A 19492-nucleotide genomic window follows, 5' to 3' on the forward strand; every position below is an offset into this window, starting at 1 on the left:
GTACCTCTGGAACTGATAGCGCACAAGGCATTGCCAGACAGCCTCAGGCTGCCTGGCAAAACCGGTTACGGTTTTTTCTTACCTGCGCCGAGCTCGGCACCGGTAAGCGGATCGGCATTGGGGTCGGATTTCGTGCGTGCGCACATCGCTTTGATCAGCGTTTCCTGCTCTGTAGTGAGCGTTACGCTTGCGCCGCCGTCACCGCCATCGACCGCTGGCTGAGGAGATTCCACGTAGTCGAAGTGCTTATCGCTGTTCCAGCTGCCGCGAACTTCTCCCCCCTCAGACATATTGTAGTACTTGTTGGTGTACTCTTCGATTGGCGGCAATTTACCCGGTGGGAAATTGTTACGGATCGACTGGAGCGCCTTCTCAAACGAGAGCTGGTGTGCTGCCTCACGCGTCATTAAAAACGCCAGCGCATCTTTAACACCCGGATCGTCCGTTACGTTAATAAGCCGTTCGTAGATAATTTTGGCGCGCGCCTCGGCCGCTATGTTAGAGCGCAGATCCGCGGTAGGTTCGCCAATGGTATCCACGTATGCCGCCGTCCACGGTACGCCCCCGGAGTTGGTCAGTGGCGTACCGCCGCCGTAGAGCAGGGAGGTGATATGACTGTCGTTGCCGTTCTCGGTCATGGAGCGGTACAGTTCCGCTTCATTTTCAACGCCTTCCGCCAGTTCACCTTTCGCACCCTTATTCAGCATACCCACCAGGGTGCCGATAATTTCCAGGTGACTTAACTCCTCGGTCGCGATATCCATCAGCATATCTTTACGACCGGGATCGTCGTCGCTCAATCCTTGCGTAAAGTAACGACATGCCGCGGCAAGTTCGCCCTGTGGCCCGCCAAACTGCTCAAGCAGAAGATTGGCCAGGCCCGGATTCGGTTCGGCTACGCGTACCGTGTATTGCAGCTGTTTTACGTGTCGAAACATACATTCTCCCTCTTTCGTTATTTTTTAGCTTCAACGCCGTCCGCGTCGGAGCGCAGCAGGAACTGTTCCGTCGTCTGTGGAATATGCTGGAGCAGCCAGTCAGCCATCTGGCGCTCTTCTTCCAGAATGGACTCAATGGCAGGAATGGACGCGGTATCGCCCGCTTGTTTGGCCGCAGCCAGCAGAGAGGTGTAGCAGGCAATTTCAAACTGCTCAAAAACGTAGCCGCTAATGGAGCCTTTAACAATTTCGTCGGAAGGGAACATGCCGCCAATGGACTGGCCGAGCGCCGCCATTTTGCTCATGGAATCTTTTATGACCGAACGGGAAATATCATTGCGGTCGAGAATTTCTTCCAGCACGGTAATTTGGTGTTTAGTTTCATTAACGTGTTGTTCAATTCGTGCACGTAAGTCGGGATAATTATCAATACGGCTGGCCATTGATTCCAGCATGGATTCGGCTTGCTTTTCCATCGCATGGGCATCGCGTAGCCAATCATGGTAGTGTTCTACATGATTCATAATTAACTCCTGTGATTTATTTTCTGGTTAATTTTTGGTGCTGATGCTCATCAAATTATTATTTATCCTTTCTGGGCTTTTTGATTAATATTGCCGACAGCCAGATCGGTTAATTTGAGATCGGTTTCTTTTTCTTCTTCCAGCGTTTCGGCAAGAAGTTTAACGGCTTTTTTATAGCCTAATTGTTCAGCCAGGGTGGCCAGGGTGCCGTAGCTGGCAATTTCGTAATGTTCAACTTTCTGAGCTGCGGCAATTAATGCAGCGTCACGCACTTCATTTTTCTCAGTGCTCTCAATAACTTCGTTGGCTTCTTCAATTAAGCCTTCCATCGCAACGCATTTCATACGCTTCAGTTTGAGACCGGATTCCTGCTCAATAATCTGATCGATACGTTCGATCTGTCCCTGCGTCTCTTCGAGGTGAGCCGTGAACGCGGCACTCAGCTTCTCGCTGGATGCGGCGCGGGCGAGTTTGCCTAGCGCACGGGTCAGCTGCTTCTCAGCGCTGTAGGTGTCGGATAACAGGTGAATAAATACATCTTCAACAGTTTTCATATTCATATTTTCGCTCCAGTGAAATAAAGGGAAGGTACTGCGAGCCGACGGGCCCGCAGCATGCTCTCGGTATATTTATAAGAGCTTTAAATAAGATCAGGAGTTATCAGATTTACGGCCCCCGCCGTGACTGTTCTGTCCCCCTTTCTTACCCGCTTCAGATGCGCGTTGCGGATCGTTTTTGAAATTACCGCCGCTGTGCTGGCCGCCTTTACGTCCAGCTTCTGATGCTTTTTCACGGTCTTCAGCGAAATTACCGGAACCACCACGATGTTGCTCTGCCATATATCAACCCTCATGTTGCGTTTATGTCAGGAGATACGATAAGTAATTCGTATCATTTGTCGTTCAGGAATTAACATTAGTCGTTATGTGAGAAGAGTCAAATTTCTTGTCTGGGTTGTTTTGCGGTAATTTTGCAGGGAGTGAAGAAATACCGCTTCGTTACGAAGTTTAAAAACGGACGGGAAATCCATTAGTTAGATGGAAATAAAACCGGAGGTTAGGATTGCGCTTAGCTAATAATCCTAATGTGAACGTGGCGGGAATTATTACAAGAATTGACACAGCGCAAAAATATATCTTCGCAACGGGTGTTCTGGTATTCGGAATAATCCTATGAACGTGACGAAGTCATGCGCTGAAAAGAGTGTGGCTAAACCTCGTTTTTGACGTGGTCAGGCGGATCGGGTGAGGGTATGCTTCTTTTGTCACCACAATAATTACAGAGGCAATGTCATGGATCAGGAGCTACTGGATGCGGGGTACCGGGCCTATACCGGTGAAAAAATCGATGTTTACTTCAACACCGGGATCTGCAAACACTCGGGCAACTGCGTGCGCGGCAGCGCGAAGCTGTTCGACCTGAAGCGTAAACCGTGGATCGCGCCGGATGAAGTAGATGGAGAAACGGTTATGCGCGTAATTGATACCTGCCCGAGCGGTGCGCTGAAGTACCGCCAAAAATAAGTGAGGAACCATGGATATTCTTGAAGGCCATAACAAGTTTTACGTCAACGACGCCGAAGGCAATCAGGTAGCGGAGATCGTCTTTGTCCCGACCGGCGAGCATCTGAGCATCATCGAGCACACCGATGTGGATCCAAGCCTGAAAGGGCAGGGTGTAGGTAAACAGCTGGTGGCGAAGGTGGTAGAGAAGATGCGCGGTGAGAACCGTAAAATTATCCCGCTGTGTCCGTTTGCGAAGCATGAGTTTGATAATACGCGGGAGTATGACGATATTCGGGCGTAAAACAGATGCCCGGCATTGCGCCGGGCAGCACACTCAACCGACAAACATCACCGACACACACAGCACACCCACAATCAGCGTCAGCAGGTTACCGATGGAGCGGTACGGTTTTAACGACGGGATCAGGTACGTCGACAGCGTCGGCATGATGAACAGGATCATGGCGATAAGCGGACCGCTGATGGCATAAATCATTGAGATCGCATTCGGGTTGATGCAGCAGACCGCAAAGGTAATCAGCGACACGCCGAGAATCGAAACCGCGCGGTTAAAGGCGCGACTTTTCTTCACACCCACCTGATTCAGCGACGATTTCACAATTTCCGTTGCCCCTTCAATCACGCCAAAATAGGTGCCGAGGAAAGATTTCGACATCGCAATAATCGCCACGATAATGCCGGAAATGCCCAGCCATGCCGGGGACGAAGGCATCATCGACAGCGCGGACAGGATCGTAACCCCTTCCTCTTTTGCCGCCACGATATACGACGGTGGAATCGAAAGCAGGCAGCTGAACACAAAGAACAGCACGCTGAGGCAGATGATCAGGTACGCCACTTTCATGATTTTTTTGCATTTACCCATCGCCTCTTCACCGTATTTCTCGCGACGGTCCACGGCGAAGGTCGAGATGATCGGAGTATGGCTAAAAGCGAAAACCATCACCGGGATCGAAATCCACACCTGGTGCAGCGTATGCTGGTCGAAGGCCATCTGGCTGGTCAGCAGCGACGGCTGCCAGCTGCCCGTCAGATACAGCGAGACAAACAGGAAATAGGCGATCAGCGGAAAGACAAGGAAACCCATCACCTTAATGGTGATGTGCCGCCCCATCAGGAAGATCAGATTCAAAATCAGCACCACGCCAAAGCTCACCAGCATCCGCATGCCGGTATCTACCGTCATCCGTTTCGCCAGCTGTTCAGTGAGTGAGTTGGTTATCGCCACCGCGTAAATCAGAACTACCACAAAGAAGGCCACAAAATAGAGCGTGGTGATCAGGTTGCCGATCTTTTTGCCGTAGTAATGGGAAACGGCACCGGTGATCCCTTCGTTGCCTTTCGTCTTCGACGACAGAATAAATTGCGCCAGCGCTTTATGCGGCCAGTAGGTTAAGGGATACGCCACAAGGGCGGTGATCAGCAGGACAATCGCGCCAGCAGAGCCGAGCTGAATGGGCAAGAACAGGGTTCCTGCGCCCACGGCAGTGCCGTAGAGGGCGAAACTCCAGAGAGTCTCTTCTTTTGACCAAATTTTCGACATTAGAGCAACGTATCAACTATAAAACGAACAAAAAGGAGTGCAATTTACCATAATTATGCGTTGAGGTCGCCGTTGCTTCGCAGGGGGTGGGCCGGAGCAGGTCTCCGGCCGGAAGGTTATTCGCTTGCCAGGGCGAGTCGTTGCTGGCGGCGCTTGATGATTTTCTCCCGCAGGGTGTCGTACGCCCAGTTGTAGAGCATGGTGTACGGCAGGAAGAACAGGAAGAAACCAATTTCCAGCGTAAAGGCCTGGAGCAGCGTCACGCCCAGCACGGCGGCAACGATGGTTACGCCAATCACAATAAAGCCGCATTCAAAACCCAGCGCATGCAGGGCGCGCACTTTCGCCGTGCGCTTCACCCGCTGGACGGGCCAGAAACGGTCGAAGCCAAAGTTATAGATTATGTTCCAGAGCATTGCCGTGGTCGCCAGAATTATGGTGAGCCCCCCCATTTCAACCACCGAGCGCTGCATTAGCCACGCGGCCGTCGGGGCGAGGATCGCCGTGGCAATGCCTTCAAAACAGACGGCATGGAAGATCCGCTCCGGCAATTTACGTTGGAGTGCATCCTGATGTTGCATATTTACCTCATATTGACGCCAGTATGGGCGTTGATGCGGCCTATTCTTATCGCTTAAGGTGATATATAAAAGATGGTATCCATCGATAAAGTAGATACATCATGCGTTATTCTCCCGAAGCACTGACCGCGTTTGTTGAAACTGTCGCCGCGGGTTCGTTTTCTGCCGCGGCAAGACGGCTGCGTAAAAGCCAGTCCACCATCAGCACCTCCATCGCCAACCTTGAAGCTGACCTTGGCTTTGATCTGTTCGATCGCTCGGCGCGTCACCCGGTGTTAACCGCCCAGGGTGAACAGGTGCTGGGCTATGTTCAGTCGATACTCGCCGCCAGCGCGCGCCTGGATGAGCTGGCCGTATCGTTAACCGCGCAAACGGAGGCGCGTTTTACCTTTGTTCTCTCCGATACGCTTAACCCGGCCGTGCTGGAACAGATGATGAGCCAGTTCGACCAGCGTTTTCCGCACACGGAATTCGAGTGCCTGATTGGGGAAGAGGAAGACGTGATCGATCTGCTGCAAAAGGAGCGGGCGCAAATTGGTCTGACGGAAGCGCGCGACAGCTACCCGACCGATATTGGCGCGACCCGTCTGCCTATGCAGACGCGGATGGCCATCTACGTTTCTGCCGGACATCCTCTGGCAGGGCAACATGAGACGCAGGCGGACGAGCTGCATGGCTGGCGCGAGCTGCGGCTGAGTACCTATCTTGAACGGGAAGCGCCCCTTGCGCGCGGGCCGGTCTGGTCTGCGCCGAATTACCTGTTACTGCTGAGTATGGCGGTACAGGGCTTTGGCTGGTGCGCGTTACCCTGCGCGCTGGTCGACGAATTTGCCGCGTCGAAATCGCTGGTGCAGCTGAACGTGCCGGGCTGGCCGAGGTCGATTGCCATCGATCTGGTATGGAACAAACGAACCCCGCCCGGCGTCGCCGGAAGCTGGCTGCGCCAGTACTTGCAGGACGCACGATAATCCTGTGACTAAACTCACTAATTTTAAACATTTGCGTCAATTGTTGATAACAATCCTCTACTATCGTCATGTCATTTTGCACAGAGGTCGTGATGAAAGATGTCGTTATAGTGGGTGCGTTACGTACGGCTATCGGCTGTTTTCAGGGAGCGCTTGCGCGTCACTCTGCGGTTGATCTCGGCAGCGTGGTGGTAAGAGCGCTGGTGGAACGCAGCGGTGTTGCCGCACATGAAATTGATGAGGTGATCCTGGGCCAGGTACTGACCGCTGGCGCGGGACAAAACCCTGCGCGCCAGGCAGCGCTGAAGGGTGGACTGCCTAATACCGTTTCGGCAATTACCATCAACGACGTCTGTGGTTCAGGTTTGAAAGCGCTCCATCTTGCGACGCAGGCCATTCAGTGCGGTGAAGCGGACGTGGTCATTGCCGGCGGGCAGGAGAATATGAGCCGCGCCCCGCATGTCCTGACCGACAGCCGGACCGGCGCGCAGCTCGGGAACAGCCAGCTGCTTGACAGCCTGGTTCACGACGGGCTGTGGGACGCCTTCAACGACTACCATATGGGCGTAACGGCGGAAAACCTGGCGCGGGAATACGGTATCAGCCGCGAGCTTCAGGATGCGTATGCCCTCAGCTCACAGCAAAAAGCGCGCGCAGCGATCGACGCCGGGCGTTTTCGCGATGAAATTGTCCCGGTCAGTACCCAGCGCCAGAACGGTGAAGCGCTCATCGTCGATACCGACGAGCAGCCGCGCACCGATGCCAGCGCAGAAGGGCTGGCAAAACTCGATCCGGCCTTTGAAACGCTCGGTTCCGTAACGGCAGGCAACGCCTCATCCATTAACGACGGTGCGGCGGCGGTGATGATGATGAGTGAAAGCAAAGCCCAGGAGCTGGCGCTGCCGGTGCTGGCGCGGATCAAAGCGTTTGCCAGCGTGGGCGTTGATCCCGCGTTAATGGGGATCGCCCCGGTCTATGCCACGCGCCGCTGCCTGGAGCGGGCGGGATGGGAGCTGAACGATGTGGATCTGATTGAGGTCAACGAAGCCTTTGCTGCACAGGCGATCTCGGTCGGGAAAATGCTGGAATGGGATCCGCTGCGGGTCAACGTCAACGGCGGTGCGATCGCGTTGGGCCATCCCATTGGCGCCTCCGGCTGCCGCATTCTGGTGTCGCTGGTACACGAAATGAAAAAGCGTAACGCCCGAAAAGGGATCGCAACGCTCTGCATTGGCGGAGGGCAGGGGGTGGCCCTGGCGATCGAACGGTAGTTTCCTCTCTCTGTGCACAGAAACCTCCCACGGGAGGTTTTTTTGTGTCCGCAGAATCCTTTTTTAACACTTCTGCGTTCTTTCTGAAGCCCGCAATAATTATTGCGCGGTTAATTATTGGCTTTGTGAAGTGCTTAATGTGATCTCACGCCTGAAATTTACGGTTAATACCCTTTTTTTGTTGATGGGGTTCACGTCGATCTTTGCCAAAAAAAATGAAACAAATAATTTCGATCCTTGTCACTAAAATAACGGTGCATAAAAAATAAACTCAAGTTCCATAAAAACGAAACGTTATTTTAATTGAGGGTTTTTTCATGTTTAAGAAATCTCTGCTCCTTGCTTCCCTTATTAGTGCCTCTTTTGCGGCTAGCGCCGTTACCGTCGATCTGCGTCACGAATATATTGACAGCGGCTCGAATGCCGACCGTGTTGCCGTCTCGCACCGCTTTGATAATGGCTTTGGTTTTTCAGTCGAGGCGAAGTGGAAATCAGGCGGGGACAAGGCAGATCAGCCATTCGCGGATGTAGTGGGGAACGGTCACGAAGATCAGATTAGCTGGCGCTGGAAAGCGACAGACAATATCGCCCTGACACCTGCGTTTACGATTGAAAGCACAGACAGCCGCACTATTTATAAACCGAATCTGCATGTGCAATATAGCTTCGATAATGGCTTCTACGTAGCCGCGCGTTACCGTTACGAATATACCCGCTACCCGTCAAGCGAAAATAAGGACGATGATAAAGTTAACCGTGGCGATGCGTGGGTCGGTTGGGTATTAGGTGACTGGCGTACCGAGCTGAACTATGTTTACGCGAAAAGCTCTGAAGGCGTGGCCCGAAATAACAATAAAGATTATTCCAACGAATATAACGCCAAGCTGGCCTACAAATGGGATAAAAACTGGGCGCCGTATGTGGAGGTGGGCAACGTCGGGGTTAAAGACACGGACGAACGGCAGACCCGTTTCCGTTTAGGCGTGGCGTACTCCTTCTGATGATTCAGTTCCTTCGCTAAAAACCGCCGGGTGGCGCTGACGCTTACCCGGCCTACACCTTTCCTCCACTCTGTTGTTTCTTACGCCGGGTAAGCGAAGCGCCACCCGGCAAAAAGCGCCGCGCAATCACCCAAAAAAAAGCCCCCCGAATCGGAGGGCAAGGCCAGTTACAGAAACACTAACTCAAGTCAGGCATGCAACATTTCAGGTTGCTCGGGGAGTTTCGCGATATAGAGCGCCGGTTTGCCGTCTTTATCGGAACTGTACAGCACCGCTTTTTCGTCCGGCGTGAAGGACGGATGCGGGTGGGTTACCTGGCGGCTGTTCGCCACCGTAGCCCATGAAGTGTCATGACGGGCGATGCGGTAATAGACTTTCTTCGCCACGTCAAAGGCATACAGATAAGGATCGTTATCAATGGTGTAGCCGCCAGTGTCTTTCACATCGACAGGCGTACCGGAGCCGTCGCCAACCAGCATGGTGCCGTCAACGTTGCTCATCAGATGCGAACAGGCGGGCATGTTCATTACCGCTTCATTCACGCCGGTGTCCGGGTTGAAGCGGGAGATGGTGCGACCTTGCTGACCTTTCAGGTAAGAAACGTAGATCAGCGCGGACCCGTCCGGCACCCAAAATTCATGTGTACAGCTTTCACCTTCCGCGTGCGTTTTCACTTTCCGCACGTTGCTGCCATCTTCGTTCACCAGCCACATGCGGGCGTCGACCAGGTCGTGCGGCCCTTCATGACAGAAGGCCACGGTATTGTCATCGAACGGGCGATAAATCGGATGTCCCAGCCAGATCTTCTCGTCATGAATGGTGGTGCTTTCACCCGTTTTCAGATCAACGCGCAGCAGGCGGCAGTGCGGCCCTTTGTGGAAGAAGTCGTGGAAAATTTTCCAGTCGTTGAGTGGCGTCCAGTCGCGTCTGGCAATCTCAATACCCACCAGTTTGGTGCAGTCGCTGTTCGCGACCCAGGTGCCGTAGCCGACCCACTCTTCCGGAACGCGGTACACTTCGCGCTCTGCCAGCGTCTGTAAATCCACCTCCAGCAGGGTGCGATCGTTCTTCACATAATAGAGGGATTTATCGTCCGGAGAGAGGAACCCGCCAAAGGTGTTATCGCCCGCGCCTTCGGTCAACTGTACCGCTTCGGCGTTTTTCAGATCCAACAGGTAATAGTTCCAGTGACCGTCGAACTCCCCGGCGAACAGCAGGTGGCTGCCATCGTTAAAGAAGCACTTCTGGTAAAAGTAGTTGCGATGACAGGTTACTTCCGGTGGGGTCAGGCGGGTGACTTCCACGCCTGTATCCGGATCGCGGCTGACCTCGTAGTTCAGCTTGACCCGCATACCTTTAGCCATAATGCACTCCTTTGAACGCGTAATGTAGGTTGAAAACTGGGTGTTAAATTATCAAAACGTTGTTTCATTATGTGTGACTAACAGCGCAATTTCTCAGTTTCATTAACCAGATTGAGGGTCTTAAAGATTTATCGTGATCGAAACACCATTTCTGGCATAAACAAGCAGAAAAAATGAAACGTTGTTTTAAATGCAATTGAAAACCCCGTGGTCAGGGGATAATATGTGTTCATCACGAAAACGGAACGTTGTTTCGTTATTTATCTTTGCCTTCGGGCACGATCAATTCTGGAGGTTTACGTGGACGTCAGACAAAGCATCCACAGTGCGCACGCTAAAACGCTGGATACTCAGGGGCTGCGCAGTGAGTTTTTAGTTGAGCAAGTGTTCGAAGCCGACAAGTACACCATGGTCTACAGCCATATTGACCGCATTATTGTGGGCGGGATTATGCCGGTAGCGAAAACCGTCTCCGTGGGCGGTGAAGTGGGCAAACAGCTGGGCGTGAGCTACTTCCTCGAACGCCGTGAACTGGGCGTGATTAACATCGGCGGGCCGGGCACCATTACCGTCGATGGCCAGTGCTACGAAATTGGTCACCGCGACGCGCTATACGTCGGCAAAGGCGCGAAAGAAGTGGTGTTCGCCAGCATCGATGGCAGCAAACCGGCGAAGTTTTACTACAACTGCGCCCCGGCTCATACGACTTACCCCACCAAAAAAGTCACGCCAGCGGACGTTGCCCCGGTGACCCTTGGCGATAACCTCACCAGCAACCGTCGCACCATCAACAAATACTTTGTTCCGGATGTGCTGGAAACCTGCCAGCTCAGCATGGGGCTGACCGAGCTTGCGCCGGGCAACCTGTGGAACACCATGCCGTGCCATACCCACGAGCGCCGCATGGAGGTCTATTTCTATTTCAACATGGATGAAGACGCCTGCGTGTTCCACATGATGGGGCAGCCGCAGGAGACGCGCCATATCGTTATGCACAACGAGCAGGCGGTCATTTCGCCGAGCTGGTCCATCCACTCTGGCGTGGGAACGAAAGCCTATACCTTTATCTGGGGTATGGTCGGTGAAAACCAGGTCTTCGATGACATGGACCACGTCGCTGTTAAGGATCTGCGCTAGTCGCAGGCAGTTAAGTATATATCTGCCTGTTGCTGACAGGCGCTGAACGATTAAGGAACAAACATGATTCTGGATGCATTTTCTCTGCAAGGTAAAGTGGCTGTGGTTTCCGGTTGTGACACCGGGCTGGGGCAGGGTATGGCGTTAGGTCTGGCGGAAGCGGGCTGCGATATCGTCGGGATTAACATCGTTGAGCCAACGGAAACCATCGAGCGCGTCACCGCGCTGGGTCGTCGTTTCCTGAGCCTGACCGCGGACCTGCGCAAAATCGATGCGATCCCTGAGCTGCTGGATCGCGCGGTGGCGGAGTTTGGGCATATCGATATTCTGGTCAACAACGCTGGCCTGATCCGTCGTGAAGACGCGATTAACTTCAGCGAAACGGACTGGGACGACGTGATGAACCTGAACATCAAGAGCGTGTTCTTTATGTCCCAGGCGGCTGCGAAGCACTTCATCGCTCAGGGGAAAGGCGGCAAGATCATCAATATTGCCTCCATGCTCTCTTTCCAGGGCGGCATCCGCGTGCCGTCTTACACCGCATCGAAGAGCGCCGTGATGGGCGTGACCCGTCTGCTGGCGAACGAGTGGGCGCAGCACAACATCAACGTCAACGCGATTGCGCCGGGCTACATGGCCACCAACAATACCCAGCAGCTGCGTGCGGATGAAGAGCGCAGCGCGGCAATCCTGGAGCGTATTCCAGCGGGTCGCTGGGGTCTGCCGAGCGATCTGATGGGCCCGGTTGTATTCCTGGCGTCCCCGGCTTCGGATTATATTAACGGCTACACCGTTGCCGTTGACGGCGGCTGGCTGGCTCGTTAATCAGCCCGAATCAAGAACCTCTGCCCTCGGGTGGAGGTTTTTTTTGCGCCAAAATTGGCTTTATCCATATCCTTAAAGATGAAAAATCCATACTGAAAAGGAATGAATGACAGGTATCACACATTTATTGCTTAAATATTAACTAATTAATAAAAAATAAGGTTAAACCACCCTGATTTGAAATTGTAATGTCCATCACAGATTGGTATGTCGTAGCGAAAAAATCCATATCTTCACCAGTTCCGGCCTGACACTTTCTTCCGGTATCTCGTAATTTCACTTAACGAATTTCGCTGTTGAGGCAGGAAACTATGACATCTGTAAATGACTCTACCCTTATGCCCGCTGCGCTGCGCGATACCCGACGCATGAACCAGTTTGTTTCTGTTGCGGCCGCCGTTGCCGGTTTACTGTTTGGTCTGGATATCGGCGTTATCGCTGGCGCACTGCCCTTTATTACCGACCACTTTACGTTAAGCAACCGCCTGCAAGAGTGGGTGGTGAGCAGCATGATGCTCGGCGCGGCCATCGGCGCGCTCTTTAATGGCTGGCTGTCGTTCCGTCTCGGGCGCAAATACAGCCTGATGGTCGGGGCGATCCTGTTTGTTGCCGGCTCTCTTGGTTCAGCGTTTGCCACCAACGTTGAAGTGCTGCTGCTCTCCCGCGTGCTGCTGGGCGTGGCGGTGGGTATCGCGTCCTACACCGCGCCGCTTTACCTCTCCGAAATGGCGAGTGAAAACGTGCGCGGCAAGATGATCAGCATGTACCAGCTGATGGTGACGCTCGGTATCGTGCTGGCGTTCCTGTCGGATACGTACTTCAGCTACAGCGGTAACTGGCGGGCAATGCTTGGCGTGCTGGCGCTGCCTGCGGTGCTGCTGATTGTGTTAGTCATTTTCCTGCCGAACAGCCCGCGCTGGCTGGCGCAAAAAGGGCGTCACGTGGAGGCGGAAGAGGTGCTGCGCATGCTGCGCGACACGTCTGAAAAAGCGCGTGAAGAGCTGAACGAAATCCGCGAAAGCCTGAAGCTGAAGCAGGGCGGCTGGTCCCTGTTTAAGGCGAACCGCAACGTGCGCCGCGCGGTGTTCCTCGGCATGCTGTTACAGGCGATGCAGCAGTTCACGGGGATGAACATCATCATGTATTACGCCCCACGCATCTTTAAAATGGCCGGATTTACCACCACCGAACAGCAGATGATCGCCACGCTGGTGGTGGGGCTGACCTTTATGTTCGCCACCTTTATCGCGGTGTTCACCGTCGATAAGGCCGGTCGTAAACCGGCCCTGAAAATTGGCTTTAGCGTGATGGCGCTCGGCACCTTGATCCTTGGCTACTGCCTGATGCAGTTCGATAACGGCACGGCGTCCAGCGGCCTCTCCTGGCTCTCCGTTGGCATGACCATGATGTGTATCGCCGGTTACGCGATGAGCGCCGCGCCGGTGGTGTGGATCCTGTGCTCTGAAATTCAGCCGCTGAAATGCCGCGACTTTGGTATCACCTGTTCCACCACCACCAACTGGGTGTCGAACATGATCATTGGCGCGACCTTCCTGACGCTGCTGGATGCGATTGGCGCGGCAGGCACCTTCTGGCTCTATACGGTGCTGAACGTGGCGTTTATCGGCGTGACCTTCTGGCTGATCCCGGAAACCAAAGGCGTGACCCTGGAGCATATTGAACGCAAGCTGATGAGAGGGGAGAAACTACGTAATATCGGCGTGTAATGTCATTGCCCGGTGGCGCTTCGCTTACCGGGCCTACGATAGCCTGTAGGCCGGGTAAGGCGTAGCCGCCACCCGGCTTTGTGTTTACCGCATCGCACGTCTCAAAATACGCTCCGCCTGACGCTGGAAGTCAGCGGCCGTCTCTTCCACGGTTTTCTGCCCGTAGTCGATATACTGCAAAGAGGTACCGAACTGCGCCACAATCTGTGGGTCGTCAAAGTATGGCGAGACGGTAAGTTTCGCTGGCAGCGACTGCGCCAGGCGCAGGCCCGCCACGGAAGGATCGTCCTCTTTAATGGTGCCGTCTTCGGTCAGATACTGCACCGCCACTTTGCTCAGCGGCACGCCGCGCTCAAGACCCAGCGTATCAACCCCTTCTTTGCTGTTGAGCAGGAAGTTAATCAGCTTCGCTGCCGCCTCCGGATTTTTGGTCGTCTTACCAATCGACAGCATCTGCGCCGGTTTGAAGAACAGACCCGCGTCGGTGGCGCCCGGCAGCATTGGGTAGCTGCCCAGCTCCAGTTTCGCCGGTGGCTTCAGGTTGTCGGAATATTTGTTGATGGTGGAGTTCCACATGTAGGTGCCGCCCCATTCACCCTGGATCCACGGCTTCATCTCATACATGTTGCTCTTACCGAACGAGGCATAGTATTTGGTGTCCGGCATGACGTGGCTGTCGATCAGCTTTTTGTAGGTCTGGAAAAACTCCACCCACTGTTCCTTTGTGTAGCTGAACTTTTTGGTTTTCTCATCCACCGCAGGAATGTTGTACTTCTGGATCATGTACGAATTCAGCAGCGCCAGCGTATCCTGGTGCTCCAGGATCACCGGGTAGTATTGCTTGCCGAGCTTGCTCTCGAAGGTTTTACCGGCCGCCATCAGCTCGTCCCAGGTTTTCGGGTACGCAATACCCGCTTTTTTCCAGGTTTCGTCATTGAAGTAGAACACGCGCGCCGTCACCGAGATCGGAATGCCGTTCAGCTTGCCGTCCACGGTGGTGGTTTGCAGCTCTTTGGGATCGAACTGCGACAGGTCGATCACGTCCTTCATCTTGTTCAGATCGTAGAAGCCGTCACCGGTTTTGGAGAAGATCGGCAGCCAGTTCCAGTTGGTCTGCATCACGTCCGGCTCGGTGCCGCCCGCAATCTGGGTGGTCAGACGGGAGAGGTGACCGTCCCAGCCGGTGTATTCCGCTTTCACGTTGATGTCCGGGTTCTGCTTATGGAACTCTTCCAGCGCTTTCAGAGTGACCTGGTGACGGCCGTTGCCGCCCCACCAGGACATCCGTAAATCCACATTCTGCGCCATCGATGGCAAAGCGGTAAGGCCGAGGGTCGCGGAGATTGCTGCGCTTAAAAGCACTTTTTTCATTTTTATCACTCCATCAGAGAGAGAGGTTCTGTTCAGTTTTTGCGTCAAAAATATGACACTTGTTCATCTCAAACGTGAAATACACCTTACGATGAAGGCCCTTATCAATCATTGGTTTAGCTTCATCGGACGGGATTCGGGCGGTCAGTTCATAGTCCGCGACCTTCAGGTACACAAAGAATTCGTGGCCCATGTTCTCAACGCGCACCATCTCCCCGCTACAGCCGCCATTCGGGAAGGGCTCATCAGAGAGCGATACAAATTCCGGGCGCACGCCGTAGAAGATCTCCTGACCCGCGTAAGCCGCGACTTTCTCCTGCTTCTCCGCGTTCAGCGGCATGGTTTCATCGCCAATGGCGATGTGCAGCTGGCCCGCTTTTTCGACCAGCACGCTTTTGCGTATATTCATCTCCGGCGCGCCGATAAAGCCCGCCACGAACATGTTCTTCGGCTTGTGGTAGAGGTTGTCCGGCGTGTCCACCTGCATGATATGGCCGAGCTTCATCACGCAGATGCGGTCGCCCATGGTCATCGCTTCGGTCTGGTCGTGGGTCACGTAAACGGTGGTCGCCGGTTTCCCTGATTTCTTCAGCTGCTTGTGCAGGTCAGAAATACGGATACGCATTGAAGCGCGCAGTTTGGCGTCGAGGTTTGAAAGCGGCTCATCGAACAGGAACACATCCGGTTTTTTCACAATCGCACGGCCTACCGCCACGCGCTGCGCCTGGCCGCCGGAAAGCTGGCGCGGCAGGCGGTCGAGCAGCTCTTCCAGCTCAAGAATTTTGGCGGCTTCATTCACCTGAGACTCAATCTGATCTTTCGGCAGTTTGCTCAGCTTGAGACCAAAGGCCAGATTCTCGCGCACCGTCATGTGCGGATAGAGGGCGTAATTCTGGAACACCATTGCAATACCGCGCTCTTTCGGCGCGAGGTTGTTCACGATCTTGTCGCCAATGCGCACCTCGCCGCCGCTGATGGTTTCCAGCCCCGCCAGCATGCGCAGGGTCGTGGATTTGGCGCAGCCGGATGGGCCGACGATCACCATGAATTCCCCTTCAGCAATTTTAAGATCGATAGCGTGTACCGCTTTAAAGCCGTTGGAGTAGACCTTTTCCAGCTTGTTGAAAATAACTTCAGCCATGGTATTTCCCTCTTAACCTTTAATTCCGCTGCTGGTGACGCCCTGTACGAAGTAGCGCTGTGCCAGGAAGAAGACAATGATGGATGGCAGAATGGAGATGCTCGCCATTGCCAAAATTTCGTTCCACGGCGCGCCTTCGGTGACGTCGATGGACATTTTCAGCGCCAGTGCGATGGGGTATTTATCCACGCTGTAGACGTAAATCAGCGGCCCGATAAAGTCGTTCATGGACCACATGAACTGGAACAGGGCGACGGAGATAATGGCCGGTTTCAGGATCGGCACCACCACGTACCACAGCACTTGAATGGAGTTACAGCCGTCAATTTGCGCCGCCTCTTCCATGTCACGCGGGACGCCGCGCAGGAACTGGATCAGCATGAAGACGAAGAACCCCTGAGTGGCGAAGGCCAGCGGCAGGTACAGCGGCATATAGCTGTTGAGCATGCCCATTTCACGGAACATCAGGTACTGCGGGATCAGCAGCACGGTGCTGGGCAGCAGCATGGTGGTGATGAGCGTGGCGAACCAGAACTTCTTCCACGGTATCTCGAAGCGGGCAAAGCCGTACGCCACGATGGTGGAGGAGATAATGGTCAGGATCACTTTCGGGATCACATACTTAAAGGTGTTCAGCATGTAATGGCCGAAGTTGTACTCGGTGCCGGTTTTCCAGCCGTTTACGAAACCATCCCAGGTGGCGTGGGCAGGCCACAGGCTCAGGGTGGTGAAGATCTCGTGGTTCGGTTTGAACGACGCGGAGAACATCCACACCAGCGGGTAAAGCATCAGCAGGCCGACAACCAGCAGGATCACATAGCGAACGGAGGCGTTGATTTTCTCTCTGCGCAGCGTGCGGGCCACTTCGCGTTCGGCGACGCTTCTTGCCGTGGAGAGTTGTTGAATATCAGCCATTTTTGCCTCCTTTATCGGCGGAGTAGAACACCCAGTATTTCGACGACTTAAAGGCGATACCGGCGAAGACGGCCACCACCAGGAACAGGATCCACGCCAGCGCCGCGCCATAGCCCATATCGAAATACTTAAACGCGGTGTCGTAGATGTAGAGCGAGAACAGATAGGTCGAATAGGTTGGCCCGCCGCCGGTAATCACGTACGGCCCGGTAAATTCCTGGAACGCCTGCGTGGTCTGCATGATGAAGTTGAAGAAGATCACCGGCGTAATCAGCGGCACGGTCACCTTCATGAACATTTGCCATTTCGATGCGCCATCGATCATCGCCGCTTCATACTGGGACTGCGGGACGTTTTGCAGCGCGGCCAGGAAGATGACCATCGCGGAACCGAACTGCCAGACGCGCAGCAGGGTAACGGACATCAGCGCCAGCGACGGCTCGCCCAGCCAGTTCACCGGATCAAAGCCAAATACGCCGATAAAGCTGTTCAGGAGGCCATCGATGGCAAATAAGGCGCGCCACAATACGGCAATGGCGACGGAGCTGCCGAGGATCGACGGAATATAGTAGGCCGTTCGGAAAAAGCCGATGCCGCGTAATTTAAAGTTCAGAACAAAGGCAATTCCTAATGCAAAGGCGAGCTTTAACGGGATGGTTAAAAATACATAGGCAAAGGTCACGCCCATGGATTTCCAGAAGAGCGTGTCTTCGGTAAACATGTAGCGATAGTTTTCGATGCCGTTAAACACCGGCGGACTCATCAAATCGTAATCCGTAAAGCTGAGGAAAAACGAAGAGACGAAGGGGAATGCCGTAAAGAGTATCAGCCCGATGATATAGGGTGATATCCATGCGAGCCCCAGCAGCTTGTTTTCATTCATACATACCTACCTGGCAATCAATGGTTTAATACGAAATCTGCTTTGTTACATTTTCCCAGGCCTGCGATGCGCGGCATGGGAACTGAAATTCAGGGTGCAACGTCTGGCAACGGCAAAACCTAACTTTGTTTTTTAACGCTTTTTTGTCTTTCTTCGTGCTGTAAGCGCTTCTGGTTTCAAAAGAGCTGAACCGGTGTTCTTGGATACTAAAACATCGTTTTATTTTATATTATTGCGATTTATTTCTGCGTCATTCGCTTAATGGTGGAAATGTGATCGGCGTCGAAACGCTGTTTCAATATAGTGAGGGAGGTGGCATTTTTGACTTTTCACGGACTTTCGCCGCGGGCCATGAGGAAGAGATAACGAAGCAAAGGGGAGCGGGAATAAGAATAGTCACGCAACGTTGCTAACTACCAGATCTGATAGCAGGTCTACAGATGTACCAATTCGTCATTCAGATAATTCTTACATTCTTGTATGATTTGTTACACCGGAACCAGTCAGGCAGAATTTCACTGCATCCTTAAAAGAAGAACAGTTATGTCAGCGATGGATTTCAAAAAACATACGGATCTCAACTTTCCTCACTATGCTCCCCCGGCGGTCAGCGCTAAAGAAATAGATCTTCTGGGTCTGCTGGACGTCCTGCTGGCAGCAAAAAAACGCATCATCACCATTGTCTTTGCATTTGCACTGGTCGGCCTGGCAATCGCCTTTCTGATACCGCAAAAATGGACCAGTAAAGCGGTCATTACGCCCGCGGAACAGACGCAGTGGAGTTCGCTGCGCCAGATGATGGTGGCGCTCCAGGTGCTTGATGTCGACGTGAAAATTACCCGTGCGGATGTGTTTAATCTGTTTATCAAAAAGTTTCAGTCCCAGTCTCTGCTTGAAGAGTACATGAAGAGCTCACCTTACGTGATGGCTCAGCTCGATGGCGCTGAGGTTGATCCGCTGGAGCTGCACCGCGCGGTGGTCAATATTGCCGAAAAGATGAAGGCTGTTGATAACACGCAGGAAAAAAACGCTGATAAAGCACCGTACCTCTCCTGGACGTTAAGCTTCACTGCCCCAACGGCAGAGGACGCGCAGAAAGTGTTGAATGGTTACATTCAGTACATCTCCCGCATCGTCGAGCAGGAGACCATGCAAAACATTCGCGATCAGCTGATCCTGAGAACCAAAACGGTTCAGCAGCAGCTGGAGCTGGATCGGGTCCGTCTGACCAATATCCACAATACCAACCTGCAACGCCTGAACTACTCGCTGGAAGTGGCGAACGCGGCAGGGATCAAAAAGCCGGTCTACAGCAATGGACAGGCGGTGAAAGACGATCCGGATTATTCCGTTGCCCTCGGTGCGGACGGGATTGCGCAAAAATTGCAGATTGAAAAAAATCTGAAGGATGTTTCTGAGCTGAACGCCGATTTCCAGAACCGCGAATACTATCTGGCACAGCTGCAAAAACTTTCCTTCGAAGATGTGAGCCTGGAGCCGTTCAAATACCAGCTCTCTCCTTCTATGCCGGTGAAAAAAGATGGCCCGGGCAAAGCCCTGATCGTGCTGCTGGCGTGTATTCTGGGTGGACTGTTCGCCTGTGGCAGCGTGCTGCTGCGCGAGGCAATGAGCACCCGCAACCCGCTGCCGGAACAACTTCCTGAGCCGGTGGTGATGCTGCCAACTTACTGATTTAGTGTATGATGGTGTTTTTGAGGTGCTCCAGTGGCTTCTGTTTCTATCAGCTGTCCCTCCTGTTCAGCTACTGACGGGGTGG

Annotated in this window: 21 protein-coding genes; 10 read left to right on the forward strand and 11 right to left on the reverse strand. The window is 53.5% G+C overall.

Going from position 1 to position 19492, the window contains the following annotated elements:
* Window positions 1-65: 65 nt before the first annotated feature.
* From ACOTW6_RS08665 to ACOTW6_RS08680, 4 genes are all read right to left on the reverse strand, one after another.
* A complete protein-coding gene (locus ACOTW6_RS08665; RefSeq protein ID WP_063133003.1) occupies window positions 66-938 on the reverse strand; it encodes a manganese catalase family protein in 873 nt (290 codons plus the stop codon).
* 17 nt (window positions 939-955) lie between these two features.
* Window positions 956-1462, reverse strand: coding sequence for a ferritin-like domain-containing protein (locus ACOTW6_RS08670; RefSeq protein ID WP_003862853.1), 507 nt, complete (start codon window positions 1460-1462; stop codon window positions 956-958).
* A 62-nt stretch (window positions 1463-1524) separates the two neighbouring features.
* Window positions 1525-2022: a ferritin-like domain-containing protein gene (locus ACOTW6_RS08675; protein ID WP_045141955.1), complete on the reverse strand. Its 498-nt coding sequence runs from the start codon at window positions 2020-2022 to the stop codon at window positions 1525-1527.
* Between the two features lie 90 nt (window positions 2023-2112).
* Window positions 2113-2301 carry a general stress protein gene (locus tag ACOTW6_RS08680; protein WP_022651794.1) on the reverse strand — a complete coding sequence of 63 codons (189 nt, stop codon included), beginning with the start codon at window positions 2299-2301 and terminating at the stop codon, window positions 2113-2115.
* 453 nt (window positions 2302-2754) lie between these two features.
* Between ACOTW6_RS08680 and yjdI the strand changes: the two genes are divergently transcribed.
* Together yjdI and ACOTW6_RS08690 are read left to right on the forward strand one after the other, a co-directional pair.
* Window positions 2755-2985, forward strand: coding sequence for a 4Fe-4S mono-cluster protein YjdI (gene yjdI, locus ACOTW6_RS08685; RefSeq protein WP_213789006.1), 231 nt, complete (start codon window positions 2755-2757; stop codon window positions 2983-2985).
* A gap of 10 nt (window positions 2986-2995) precedes the next feature.
* Window positions 2996-3268 (forward strand): GNAT family N-acetyltransferase, encoded by a 273-nt coding sequence (locus ACOTW6_RS08690; RefSeq protein WP_006811846.1) that lies wholly within the window; start codon window positions 2996-2998, stop codon window positions 3266-3268.
* 33 nt (window positions 3269-3301) lie between these two features.
* Here the strand turns inward: ACOTW6_RS08690 and ACOTW6_RS08695 are convergent, their stop codons facing one another.
* Together ACOTW6_RS08695 and ACOTW6_RS08700 are read right to left on the reverse strand one after the other, a co-directional pair.
* Window positions 3302-4531 (reverse strand): amino acid permease, encoded by a 1230-nt coding sequence (locus tag ACOTW6_RS08695; protein WP_003862847.1) that lies wholly within the window; start codon window positions 4529-4531, stop codon window positions 3302-3304.
* Between the two features lie 116 nt (window positions 4532-4647).
* Entirely contained in the window at window positions 4648-5112 is a 465-nt protein-coding gene (locus ACOTW6_RS08700) for a multidrug/biocide efflux PACE transporter (RefSeq protein ID WP_213789007.1), read from the reverse strand.
* Window positions 5113-5213: 101 nt separating this feature from the next.
* On the opposite strand from ACOTW6_RS08700, the gene ACOTW6_RS08705 reads away from it, so the two are divergent.
* From ACOTW6_RS08705 to ACOTW6_RS08715, 3 genes are all read left to right on the forward strand, one after another.
* On the forward strand, window positions 5214-6080 hold the full coding sequence (locus ACOTW6_RS08705) for a LysR family transcriptional regulator (RefSeq protein ID WP_047051826.1): 867 nt from the start codon (window positions 5214-5216) through the stop codon (window positions 6078-6080).
* Between the two features lie 92 nt (window positions 6081-6172).
* Entirely contained in the window at window positions 6173-7351 is a 1179-nt protein-coding gene (locus ACOTW6_RS08710; protein ID WP_062933183.1) for an acetyl-CoA C-acetyltransferase, read from the forward strand.
* A 317-nt stretch (window positions 7352-7668) separates the two neighbouring features.
* A complete protein-coding gene (locus ACOTW6_RS08715; protein WP_063132998.1) occupies window positions 7669-8352 on the forward strand; it encodes an oligogalacturonate-specific porin KdgM family protein in 684 nt (227 codons plus the stop codon).
* Window positions 8353-8540: 188 nt separating this feature from the next.
* On the opposite strand, the gene ACOTW6_RS08720 is transcribed toward ACOTW6_RS08715, so the two are convergent.
* Entirely contained in the window at window positions 8541-9716 is a 1176-nt protein-coding gene (locus ACOTW6_RS08720; protein WP_103270325.1) for an oligogalacturonate lyase family protein, read from the reverse strand.
* Window positions 9717-10016: 300 nt separating this feature from the next.
* Here ACOTW6_RS08720 and kduI point away from each other — a divergent pair, with 300 nt between their 5' ends.
* The 3 genes from kduI (at window position 10017) to ACOTW6_RS08735 (ending at window position 13405) form a co-directional block, all read left to right on the forward strand.
* The gene (gene kduI, locus ACOTW6_RS08725) at window positions 10017-10853 is read left to right on the forward strand and encodes a 5-dehydro-4-deoxy-D-glucuronate isomerase (protein ID WP_017382863.1); all 837 of its coding nucleotides are present in this window, start codon (window positions 10017-10019) and stop codon (window positions 10851-10853) included.
* 63 nt (window positions 10854-10916) lie between these two features.
* Window positions 10917-11678, forward strand: coding sequence for a 2-dehydro-3-deoxy-D-gluconate 5-dehydrogenase KduD (gene kduD / locus ACOTW6_RS08730; RefSeq protein WP_003862835.1), 762 nt, complete (start codon window positions 10917-10919; stop codon window positions 11676-11678).
* A gap of 311 nt (window positions 11679-11989) precedes the next feature.
* A complete protein-coding gene (locus ACOTW6_RS08735; RefSeq protein WP_023304357.1) occupies window positions 11990-13405 on the forward strand; it encodes a sugar porter family MFS transporter in 1416 nt (471 codons plus the stop codon).
* A gap of 84 nt (window positions 13406-13489) precedes the next feature.
* Here ACOTW6_RS08735 and ACOTW6_RS08740 read toward each other — a convergent pair whose 3' ends face one another.
* The 4 genes from ACOTW6_RS08740 to ACOTW6_RS08755 are packed head-to-tail and all read right to left on the reverse strand — an operon-like array spanning window position 13490 to window position 17715.
* Window positions 13490-14776, reverse strand: a complete 1287-nt coding sequence (locus ACOTW6_RS08740; protein WP_017382862.1) for an ABC transporter substrate-binding protein — start codon at window positions 14774-14776, stop codon at window positions 13490-13492.
* Between the two features lie 13 nt (window positions 14777-14789).
* On the reverse strand, window positions 14790-15917 hold the full coding sequence (locus tag ACOTW6_RS08745) for an ABC transporter ATP-binding protein (protein ID WP_023295369.1): 1128 nt from the start codon (window positions 15915-15917) through the stop codon (window positions 14790-14792).
* Window positions 15918-15929: 12 nt separating this feature from the next.
* Window positions 15930-16832: a carbohydrate ABC transporter permease gene (locus ACOTW6_RS08750; RefSeq protein ID WP_003862827.1), complete on the reverse strand. Its 903-nt coding sequence runs from the start codon at window positions 16830-16832 to the stop codon at window positions 15930-15932.
* Window positions 16825-17715, reverse strand: a complete 891-nt coding sequence (locus ACOTW6_RS08755) for a carbohydrate ABC transporter permease (protein WP_003862825.1) — start codon at window positions 17713-17715, stop codon at window positions 16825-16827. The genes ACOTW6_RS08750 and ACOTW6_RS08755 overlap by 8 nt, the downstream gene beginning before the upstream one ends.
* Window positions 17716-18258: 543 nt before the next feature.
* Here ACOTW6_RS08755 and wzz(fepE) point away from each other — a divergent pair.
* On the forward strand, window positions 18259-19407 hold the full coding sequence (gene wzz(fepE), locus ACOTW6_RS08760) for an LPS O-antigen length regulator Wzz(fepE) (protein ID WP_421766244.1): 1149 nt from the start codon (window positions 18259-18261) through the stop codon (window positions 19405-19407).
* A gap of 33 nt (window positions 19408-19440) precedes the next feature.
* Window positions 19441-19492, forward strand: a 52-nt coding sequence (locus ACOTW6_RS08765; RefSeq protein ID WP_165888145.1) for an IS1 family transposase, incomplete at its 3' end; no start/stop codon positions are given.

The sequence above is a fragment of the Enterobacter cloacae complex sp. IR5403 genome, from assembly GCF_049238705.1.
Lineage (GTDB): Bacteria > Pseudomonadota > Gammaproteobacteria > Enterobacterales > Enterobacteriaceae > Enterobacter > Enterobacter hormaechei_C.